The 10,007-nt window shown below is 71.0% G+C and carries 6 protein-coding genes and 1 pseudogene; 4 read left to right on the top strand and 3 right to left on the bottom strand.

Going from position 1 to position 10,007, the window contains the following annotated elements; genetic code table 11:
- Positions 1 to 171: 171 nt before the first annotated feature.
- From ACFU53_RS43345 to ACFU53_RS43355, 3 genes and pseudogenes are all read right to left on the bottom strand, one after another.
- A complete protein-coding gene (locus tag ACFU53_RS43345; RefSeq protein WP_384005296.1) occupies positions 172 to 507 on the bottom strand; it encodes a hypothetical protein in 336 nt (111 codons plus the stop codon).
- 171 nt (positions 508 to 678) lie between these two features.
- Positions 679 to 1,152: pseudogene (locus ACFU53_RS43350) on the bottom strand (hypothetical protein); the annotation flags it as partial.
- 51 nt (positions 1,153 to 1,203) lie between these two features.
- Positions 1,204 to 2,433 carry a trypsin-like serine peptidase gene (locus ACFU53_RS43355; RefSeq protein ID WP_384005297.1) on the bottom strand — a complete coding sequence of 410 codons (1,230 nt, stop codon included), beginning with the start codon at positions 2,431 to 2,433 and terminating at the stop codon, positions 1,204 to 1,206.
- 377 nt (positions 2,434 to 2,810) lie between these two features.
- Between ACFU53_RS43355 and ACFU53_RS43360 the strand changes: the two genes are divergently transcribed.
- The 4 genes from ACFU53_RS43360 to ACFU53_RS43375 all read left to right on the top strand — a co-directional run bounded on the left by ACFU53_RS43360 (position 2,811) and on the right by ACFU53_RS43375 (position 9,986).
- Positions 2,811 to 4,304, top strand: a complete 1,494-nt coding sequence (locus tag ACFU53_RS43360) for a diaminobutyrate--2-oxoglutarate transaminase family protein (protein ID WP_384005298.1) — start codon at positions 2,811 to 2,813, stop codon at positions 4,302 to 4,304.
- Positions 4,305 to 4,523: 219 nt separating this feature from the next.
- Positions 4,524 to 6,953 (top strand): IucA/IucC family protein, encoded by a 2,430-nt coding sequence (locus ACFU53_RS43365; RefSeq protein WP_384005299.1) that lies wholly within the window; start codon positions 4,524 to 4,526, stop codon positions 6,951 to 6,953.
- A 99-nt stretch (positions 6,954 to 7,052) separates the two neighbouring features.
- Positions 7,053 to 7,790, top strand: coding sequence for a GNAT family N-acetyltransferase (locus ACFU53_RS43370; protein WP_384005300.1), 738 nt, complete (start codon positions 7,053 to 7,055; stop codon positions 7,788 to 7,790).
- Positions 7,791 to 7,994: 204 nt separating this feature from the next.
- Entirely contained in the window at positions 7,995 to 9,986 is a 1,992-nt protein-coding gene (locus ACFU53_RS43375) for an ATP-dependent DNA helicase (protein WP_384005301.1), read from the top strand.
- The last annotated feature ends 21 nt before the right edge of the window (positions 9,987 to 10,007 follow it).

Below are 10,007 nucleotides of genomic sequence, written 5' to 3' on the forward strand. Positions count from 1 at the left end.
CCTCTGACGAGGGGGCGGGCCTTCGGGACGTCCGGGGGCACCGGCCGCTTGGTGCCCCCACACGCCCCCGTCCGTCCCCCGCGCTACGCGGTCTTCTCCTTGACCTCGTAACCGGGGGAGGTCTCCAGCCCGCTCTCGGCCATCGTGCGCGTCCGCCGTAGTAGGCGGCGATCAGCTCACCGGGGCCGTAGGCGGGTGCCCGGCACGCGCCTTGTTCAGCCGGACGAAGATGTTCCACTCGTCGTGGCAGCCGAGGCTGTACGAGACGCCCGCGCGCACGGTGTAGAAGCGCACGGACTCCTTGCGCCGGGCCTCCCACACCTTCGCGTCCGGCATCCCCGTGACGACGTCCGCGCCGCACTCACCGCCGAACTCCGCGTCCCCGTCGAGGCCTCTTACCGGCCCCTCGACACCTCGCCCGCCTACCTGCCGCACAGCAAGCCCCGGCACCGCCTGTCCCAGGAGGACTTGGAGGCCGTCGCCCCCCGCCGAGCCCGATTCCCGCACTGCGCCAGCCTGTACGACTTCTCCGTGATCCTCCCCCACACCGCGATGCTCCGCTCCGGCGCGAGGAACACCTGCCCCAGGCACTCGACCGACTCGCCCGCCACGCCGGCCGACTGCGCGAGTTGGGCCGCCGGACGGAGGCAGCGTGACAGTCACCACCTTCGGCCGCGCTCACCGACCGCCGTACGAAATACTCATCTCGTCGTACAACGTCTTGGCCCCGTCGCCCAACTGCGGTCCTGCGAGCCAGGTGTTGTCGACCGGGCCGATCGACGTGTTCGAAACGAGCCGGGACTCCGTGCCGACCATGCGGAACCAACCGCCCCCGGACGAACCGCCGGTCATGGTGCAGCCGATGCGGTACATCGTCGGCAGGGACGGATCGAGGGAGAGCCGCCCCGGCTCGTCGATGCACCGGAACATGGTCAGCCCGTTGTACGGCGGTGCGGCCGCATGGCCCCATGCGCCCATCGCGTCGGCCTCGGCCGCGGACGGCGCGGAGAAGTCCACGTCCAGGGCCGACCCGACCATCTCCTCCAGGGACTTGCCGCCCGACTCGGGCTTCACATGCAGCACCGCGTAGTCGTACGGAGCGCCGGCGCCGCCCTCCTCGGAGCCGCCCGCGATCCACTCGTCCGAGGTCGCGGTGGCAAACATTTGCACGCGCCGCCCACTGTCGTCACCGCCTGCCCGGCGTCACTGCGCGAACTTGTCGCTCACCGCCTGGTACACGCCCTCGGCCTCCTTGCCCAGTCGCGGCCCGGCCAGCCAGCCGGCGCTCACGGGGCCGATGGAGGTATTGGACACCAGCGCGGGCTGACCGTCCGAACCGGTCGCCACCCAGCCACCACCGGACGAACCGCCGGTCATGGTGCAGCCGATGCGGTACATCGTCGGGTCGGACTCGACGAGAGAGAGCCGCCCCGGCTTGTCCGTGCACTGGTACATCGTCTCGCCGTCGTACGGAGCCCCCGCCGGGTAGCCGGTCGCGGTGATGCTCTCCACCTGCGGCACGGCGGGCGCGTCGAAGTCCACCGGCAGCGCCGAACCCACCATCTCCTCCAGCGACTTGCCCCCGCTGCCCTCCTCCGGCGTCACATGGATCACTGCGAAGTCGTACGGCGCTCCGTCACCGCCCGTCTGGCCGCCCTGCTCGATCCACTGGTCCGAGGTCTGCGCCCAGTCACCCCACCAGACGCCGTACGGAGCGACCTCCTCCTTCGTGGCCGTCTGCAGCTCCGACGCCGACATACCACTGTCGTTGTACGAGGGCACGAAAGCGATGTTGCGGTACCAGCCGCCCGACTTGCCGGCGTGCACACAGTGGCCGGCCGTCCATACGAGGTTGGACTTGCCCGGGTTGGCCGGGTCCTGGACCACGGTCGCCGAGCAGACCATCGTGCCCTCGGGCGCGTCGAAGAACACCTTGCCCGCCTCGGGCGCGTTCGCGTGGTACTTCGCCGACACCGCCTCGGCGTCGACGGACTGCGGCGTCGGGTCGGTCACGCCCTGGTCACCGACGAGGTCGCTCTCGTCGACCTCCTTCTCCGGCTCCTCGGCGTCCCGCATCCGGTCCGGGTCCCACAGGTCCTCGATGATCGGGTTGACGTAGTCCTCGGCCTCGCGCAGCCAGTCGTCCTTGTCCCAGTTCTTCCAGGCCCCGCCCCGCCACTTGTCGAGGTCGATGCCGTGTTCCTTGAGCTTGTCCTTGATGTCGTCCGGGATCTGGATCTTGCCGTCGCCCGCGCTGCCGCTGTCCTGCGCGGACGCCGACGCATCGGCGTTCGCCGTGGTGTCACCCGAGCCGCACGCGGTGGCGGTCAACGACAGAACCGTGGCAAGGCCGACCGCGGCCACAACGGGGGAGGTTCTGCGGCGCGTGCTCCTCCCACGACGAGCAGCGAAGAGCGGTCGTATGAGTCGCATGGTCTGAACTCCCCCTGGGGCGTAAGAGAACTCTGTGCTGCCGAAACGGATCACGCACGGCTCCTCCGCGCGCCCACCGCCTCCTTGTACGTAGCCGACACCACGTTCGCGCGGCTCTGTACATCTGTTTCTTCGTACGCAGTCGTCGTACGCGCGGATTGGTGCGGATCCGCCGAGCCGCGTCCTTCGGAACGGCACCACACACTATGCGGTCGTTGTGGGGGACATCCGATGGAACGGCAACGGTTCCGTCACGGCAAGGATCTTCGCCTCACCCGCTTCCCGGTGAGAGCCGCGTCGTTGGTACGTGCGGGGGACCCGCCGGTGCTCGGTGACCCCTGCCAACTCGCCTCTGAACAGCGGGAGGAAGTGCAGTCGTGGCGGTGACCGAGTCTACTGTGGCCCCGGTGGGGCGTGAGCCCGAGCGAGCGCGTTCGGGACACGAGGACGAACGGGCGTGCACACGGCGGGAGCACGACGGGGCGCGCTCGGCGCACGAAGGGATCCTGCGGCGGCAGGCCGCCCGCGAGTCGGCGGCGCGCACCTACGCGCGCGCCCTGCCCATCGTGCCCGTACGCGCACGCGGGCTGACCATCGAGGGCGCCGACGGCCGCCGCTACCTCGACTGTCTGTCCGGCGCGGGCACCCTTGCCCTCGGCCACAACCACCCGGTCGTCCTCGAAGCGATTCGTAAGGTGCTCGACTCGGGTGCCCCTCTGCATGTCCTCGACCTGGCCACCCCCGTCAAGGACGCCTTCACCACCGAACTGTTCCGTACCCTTCCGCCAGGGCTCGCGGACCGCGCGCGCGTCCAGTTCTGCGGACCCGCCGGTACGGACGCGGTCGAGGCCGCCTTCAAACTGGTCCGGGCGGCGACCGGACGCACCGGAATGCTCGCCTTCACCGGTGCCTACCACGGCATGACCGCCGGGGCGCTGGAAGCATCCGGAGGCGCCGGCGACGTACGGGTGGCACGTCTGCCGTACCCGCACGACTACCGCTGCCCGTTCGGTATCGGCGGTGAGCGTGGCGCCGAACTCGCCGCCCGCTGGACCGAGTCCGTCCTCGACGATGTCAAGTCCGGCGTACCGCTGCCCGCCGGCATGATCCTCGAACCCGTCCAGGGCGAGGGCGGCGTCATTCCCGCCCCGGACGGCTGGCTGCGCCGCATGCGCGAGATCACCACCGCGCGCTCGATCCCGCTGATCGCCGACGAGGTCCAGACGGGCGTGGGCCGCACCGGCCGCTTCTGGGCCGTCGAGCACAGCGGCGTCGTTCCCGATGTGATGGTCCTGTCCAAAGCCATCGGCGGCAGTCTCCCGCTGGCCGTCGTGGTCTACCGCGACGACCTCGACGTCTGGCAGCCCGGGGCCCACGCGGGCACCTTCCGCGGCAACCAGCTCGCCATGGCCGCCGGCACCGCCACCCTCGCCCACGTCCGCGAGAACGGCCTCGCCGAACGCGCCGAAACCCTGGGCACCCGCATGCTCGCCCAACTCCGCAGCCTCACCGAGCAGTTCGCCTGCGTCGGCGACGTACGGGGACGGGGGCTGATGATCGGCATCGAAATGGTCACCCCTGAGGCATCCCCTCCCTCCGGCGACACCGGCCCGCGGCCACCCGCTCCCTCCCTCGCCACCGCGGTCCAACGCGAGTGCCTCCGCCGCGGCCTGATTGTCGAACTCGGCGGCCGCCACGCCGGCGTCGTACGCCTCCTCCCACCCCTCACGATCACCGACGAACAGGCGAACGCCGTACTCGACCGTCTGACGGACGCGATCGCCTCGGTAGCGGCCGCCGCCGTATCGCGAGGCTCGGTGAGCCCGGCGCCGGAGCGAGCCGGAGGGCCTGGACACATGCCCGGGGGATGAGCGCCGAGCCGACCCGAGCAGCCGCCTGGGCCAGCCACCACCTCGCCCCCGAACCAGCCTCGCACCCCAGGCACCGACCCACCCCGCCACCGCCCCGCACCCCTTTCGCGCAAGCCGCCACCGCGCCATCGCCTCGCATCCCTCCCACACAAGCCCTGACCCCGCTCGACCGCACAAACCCGCGACTGCCCTCCCGCACGAGCAACCCCAGGAACCGCCTTGAAGCCGCCGCCCGCACCAGAGGCCCGCACCCACGACCACGACCCGCAAGCCCGCGCCCCCCAGGCCCCAAGCCCGTCGAGAGCCGAGCCATCGACCTGCCAGGCCGAGCCGGGGTCCCAGGCCGAGCGGGGCCCCGGTCAGGCCGAGTGGGGGGCCGGTCAGTCCGCGCAGGTTCCGCGGCCCGCCAAGCCGGTCCCTCGCCAGGCCGAGCTCGCTCACAATCCGACCGACGCACGTCATGAGCACGTCCAGTCGGTCCCTCGCCAAACCGACGGAACCCGAACCACCGAGCCCCGGCCCGGCCCCGCCACCGACGCCCTGCACCACCCCGACCCGCACACCGCGGCCCAGGCGGCGGCGGTCGAGAATGTGTTGCGCTGCTGGGTACGCGAACACAACCTCACCTCCCCCCACGACGGCACCCTCCACATCCCCCTCCCAACGACCGGCACGACACTCCTCGCCCCGGTGCGCTACTGGTCCCCCACCGGCTGGCACCGCTTCGGCCTGCCGCACTTCGCCGACACCCCCGAGACCGCACCCCCTGTCGACGCGGTCACCGTGGCGGCCCTGCTGGTCAGGGAGGCGGCCGCGCGAGGCCCGCACGAGACAGGCGTCCACGAGCCCCCACCCACGGCAGCGAGCACCCCCGCGTCCCCCACCACAGGCCGGCCGGATCAACTCGACCCGCTCGACCGCCCGGGCCGGTTCCGCCGACTCGGCCCGCTCGATCAGCCTGGCCAACGAGCTCAACGCGACCGCCCTGGCCGGTTCCGCCGGTTCGGCACAGTCGACGAGCCTGGCCAACCAGGTCAGCTCGACCGACTCGACCAACCCGGCTGCCTCGACCAACGCGACCGGCTTGACCAGCTCGAACTGGTCGGCAGGGTCGCCGACTCCGCCCGCCGGGTCGCCGTGTTCATCGCCGAGCGCCGAGCCGAGCCCGCCGACCATCCGGACCGTTTCCTCGCCGCCGAGCAGGCTCTCGTCCTCGGCCACCCCCTGCACCCCACCCCGAAGAGTCGGGAGGGGCTCTCCGAGGCCGAAGCGCGGCTCTACTCGCCGGAGTTGCGTGGCTCCTTTCCCTTGCACTGGATGGCGATCGCCCCCTCCGTCCTGTCGACCGACTCGGCATGGACCGAGCGAGGCCGTGTCATCCCCGCCGAACAGCTGACCGCACGGCTGGTCGGCCCCGGACTGCCGCTGCCCGACGGGTACGCCGCCCTGCCTCTGCACCCCTGGCAGCTCCGCGAGGTCCGCCACCGCCCGGCGGTCGCCGCTCTGCTCGACGCCGGCCTGCTCCGAGACCTGGGTCCGCATGGCGACCCATGGCACCCCACCTCCTCCGTCCGCACCGTTCACCGCACCGGCGCCCCCGCGATGCTGAAGCTCTCGCTGGGCCTGTGCATCACCAACTCCCGTCGTGAGAATCTCCGCAAGGAACTCCACCGCGGTGTGGAGGTCCACCGCCTGCTGCGGACCGGCCTGGCCGAGCAATGGCAGGCGATCCACCCCGGGTTCGACCTCGTCCGCGACCCGGCCTGGCTGGCGGTCACCGCACGGGACGGCGACCCCCTGCCCGGCATGGACGTGGTGATCCGGCACAATCCGTTCGGCCCGGCGGACGACGCGTCCTGCATCGCGGGACTTGTGTCACCGAGGCCGTACGCCCGTAGTGGGCGACGAGCGGACCACTTCGCGGACCACCCCGGTGAGCCGCAGGACTGCCCCGACGACCAGGAGCCGGAGCGGCCCGGCGGCCCCCTCCGGCAGGGCCGCGACACCCCTCCCGACGAGCGCCTCACCATGCGGTCGCGGCTCGCCGATGTCGTCACCCGCCTCGCCGGGCACACCGGCCGTCCCCGAGGCGCCGTCGCTGCCGAGTGGTTCCTGCGCTATCTGGAGCAGGTCGTGCGGCCCGTGCTGTGGCTGGACAGCGAGGCGGGGATCGCTCTCGAAGCACACCAGCAGAACACGCTCGTACTGCTGGACCCCGACGGCTGGCCCATGGGTGGCCGGTACCGCGACAACCAGGGCTACTACTTCCGCGAGTCCCGCCGCGCGGACCTCGAAGCCCGGCTGCCCGGCATCGGCGAGCGCAGCGACACGTTCGTCTCCGACGAGGTCACCGACGAGCGGTTCGCCTACTACCTCGGCATCAACAACGTGCTCGGCCTCATCGGCGCCTTCGGCTCCCAGCGCCTCGCCGACGAGCGACTCCTGCTCGCCGCCTTCCGCCGCTTCCTCACGGATATGGCCACCGGCCCTGCCCGGATGAACACGACCCTGCCGGCCCGGCTGCTCGACTCACCCGTCCTGCGCTGCAAGGCCAACCTCCTGACCCGCCTCCACGGCCTCGACGAACTCGTCGGCCCGGTCGACACCCAGTCCGTCTACGTCACCATCGCCAACCCCCTCCATCGCTGAGCGACCTCTTCGCCCTGTTCAGCCCACCTGTCTCCGTACTCCGACTCCCTTCAGCCCCGAGGAACATGACCCACCCGATCTCCTGAGAGGAGCGTCGCTGTGCCTCCCACCGACGCGAGCACCGACACCGGCACCGCCTCGGCCCCGAGCAACGAGGACACGCTCGAACTGCGCCTGACCGACGACTTCCTCGCGCTGCTGTCCGAGGACGGTGACTCGTGCGGCGGCAGGACCGAGGCGGGACAGGAGGCGCCTCCGGCCAATGGAGAGCTGCTCGACCACCTCGCCGACTGGGGACCGGTCGTCACTCCGGCAGGCATCCTGCACCTCGTCCCCGTTCGCCTCGAACGGGAGCTCCCACTGATCTCCCGCTGGATGAACGACTCGGCCGTGGCCTCCTACTGGAAGCTCGCCGGATCCGAGGACTTGACCGCGCACCACCTCCGGACCCAGCTCGGCGGAGACGGCCGCAGCGTGCCCTGCCTCGGGCTGCTGGACGGCACCCCCATGAGCTACTGGGAGATCTATCGGGCAGATCTCGACCCCATCGCCCGCCACTACCCCGCCCGCCCGCACGACACCGGAATCCATCTCCTCATCGGACCCGTGGCCGACCGGGGACGGGGTCTCGGATCCACCCTGCTCCGTGCCGTCGCCGATCTCGTCCTCGACAGAAGACTTTCCTGTGCCCGCGTCGTCGCGGAACCCGACCTTCGCAACTTTCCCTCCGTCTCCGCTTTCCTGAGCGCAGGCTTCCGGTTCTCCGCCGAGGTCGACCTGCCCGACAAGCGGGCCGCCCTCATGGTCAGAGACCGGCTCCTGCGCGATCTGATGTAGATCCGATGTGGATCTGCTGTGACGCCGTCATTCCTGGTACACCGCCCGCGCCGATCCGGTTCCCGATCGAGCCGACTCGATTTCCGGCCCATGAGAATCGGCCCGTCCCCTCGAAGAGAATCCGGTCTTGATCCCGCCCCTCACGCCCCATGCCTCCGCCTTGCCCACCCGTTTGTCAGTGGTGACCCGTAGGGTGGTCGGGCTATGACGAAGCCCTCACTCCACGAACTCCTGCACGCTGCCGTCACCGCTGTCGGCGGCATGGAGCGCCCCGGCCAGGTGACCATGGCCGAAGCCGTCGCGGAGGCGATCGACGACGGCTCCCATCTGCTGGTCCAGGCGGGCACCGGCACCGGAAAGTCGCTCGGTTACCTGGTGCCCGCGCTCGCCCAGGGGGAGCGCGTCGTCGTGGCGACGGCGACCCTGGCGCTGCAGCGGCAGCTCGTGGAGCGGGACCTGCCGAGAACGGTCGACGCGCTGCATCCGCTGCTGCGCCGCCGCCCCGAGTTCGCGATGCTCAAGGGCCGGTCGAACTATTTGTGCCTGCACCGCCTGAACGAAGGCGTGCCGCAGGACGAGGAGGAGGGCCTCTTCGACCAGTTCGAGGCGGCCGCGCCCTCCAGCAAGCTGGGCCAGGACCTACTGCGGCTGCGGGACTGGTCGCAGGAGACCGAAACCGGCGACCGGGACGACCTCACCCCGGGTGTGTCCGACCGGGCCTGGGCGCAGATCTCCGTGTCGTCCAGGGAGTGCCTGGGCGCCTCCAAGTGTGCGTACGGCGCCGAGTGCTTCGCCGAGATGGCCCGGGAGCGGGCCAAACTCTCCGAGGTCGTCGTCACCAATCACGCGCTGCTCGCGATCGACGCCATCGAGGGCGCGCCGGTGCTCCCGCAGCACGAGGTGCTGATCGTGGACGAGGCGCACGAACTCGTCTCACGGGTGACCGGCGTGGCGACCGGCGAGCTCACCCCGGGCCAGGTCAACCGCGCCGTGAAGCGGGCGGCGAAGCTCGTGAACGAGAAGGCCGCCGACCAGCTCCAGACCGCCGCCGAGGGGTTCGAGCGGGTCATGGAGCTGGCACTGCCTGGCCGCCTGGAGGAGATCCCCGAGGAACTGGCGTACGTCCTCATGGCGCTGCGCGACGCCGCCCGTACGGTGATCTCGGCGATCGGCAGCACCCGCGACAAGTCCGTCCAGGACGAGGACGCAGTCCGCAAGCAGGCGCTGGCGGCCGTGGAGAGTGTGCACGACGTGGCGGAGCGGATCAGCAACGGTTCCGAGTGGGACGTCGTCTGGTACGAACGCCATGACCGCTTCGGCGCGTCCCTGCGCGTTGCCCCCATGTCCGTGTCGGGGCTCCTCCGGGAGAAGCTCTTCGCGGACCGTTCCGTCACCCTCACCTCGGCCACGCTCAAACTGGGCGGCGACTTCAACGGCGTAGGCGCGTCACTGGGGCTGGCGCCGGAGGGCACTCTGGCAGACGACCTTCCGCAGTGGAAGGGAGTGGACGTCGGATCGCCGTTCGACTATCCGAGGCAGGGCATCCTCTACGTCGCCAAGCATCTGTCGCGTCCCGCGCGGGACGGCGACCGGGCGGACATGTTGGACGAGCTCACGGAGCTGATCCAGGCGGCCGGCGGCCGGACGCTCGGCCTGTTCTCGTCGATGCGGGCCGCCCAACTGGCGGCGGAGGAGTTGCGCGTCCGTATCCCCGAGTACCCGATCCTGCTCCAGGGGGAGGAGACGCTCGGCGAGCTGATCAAGGGTTTCGCGGCCGACCCGAAGACCTGCCTCTTCGGCACGCTCTCGCTCTGGCAGGGCGTCGACGTGCCCGGCCCCAGCTGCCAGCTGGTCGTCATGGACAAGATCCCGTTCCCCCGCCCTGACGACCCGTTGATGAGCGCCCGCCAGAAGGCCGTCGAGGAGGCGGGCGGCAACGGCTTCATGGCCGTCGCGGCCACCCACGCGGCCCTGCTGATGGCCCAGGGCGCCGGCCGTCTCGTACGGGCGCAGGGGGACCGTGGCGTGGTCGCCGTCCTGGACCAGCGGCTGGCGACCGCGCGGTACGGCAGCTATCTCAAGGCGTCACTGCCCGACTTCTGGTACACGACGGACCGTAACCAGGTCCGCAGGTCGCTCGCCGCGATCGACAACGCGGCGAAGGACAAGGTAGAGGCGGAGAAGGCGGAGGCGTGAAGAACGGCCGGTGGCCTGTCC

Origin of the sequence: Streptomyces sp. NPDC057474 (assembly GCF_042802555.1) — a bacterium.
Taxonomy (GTDB): domain Bacteria; phylum Actinomycetota; class Actinomycetes; order Streptomycetales; family Streptomycetaceae; genus Streptomyces.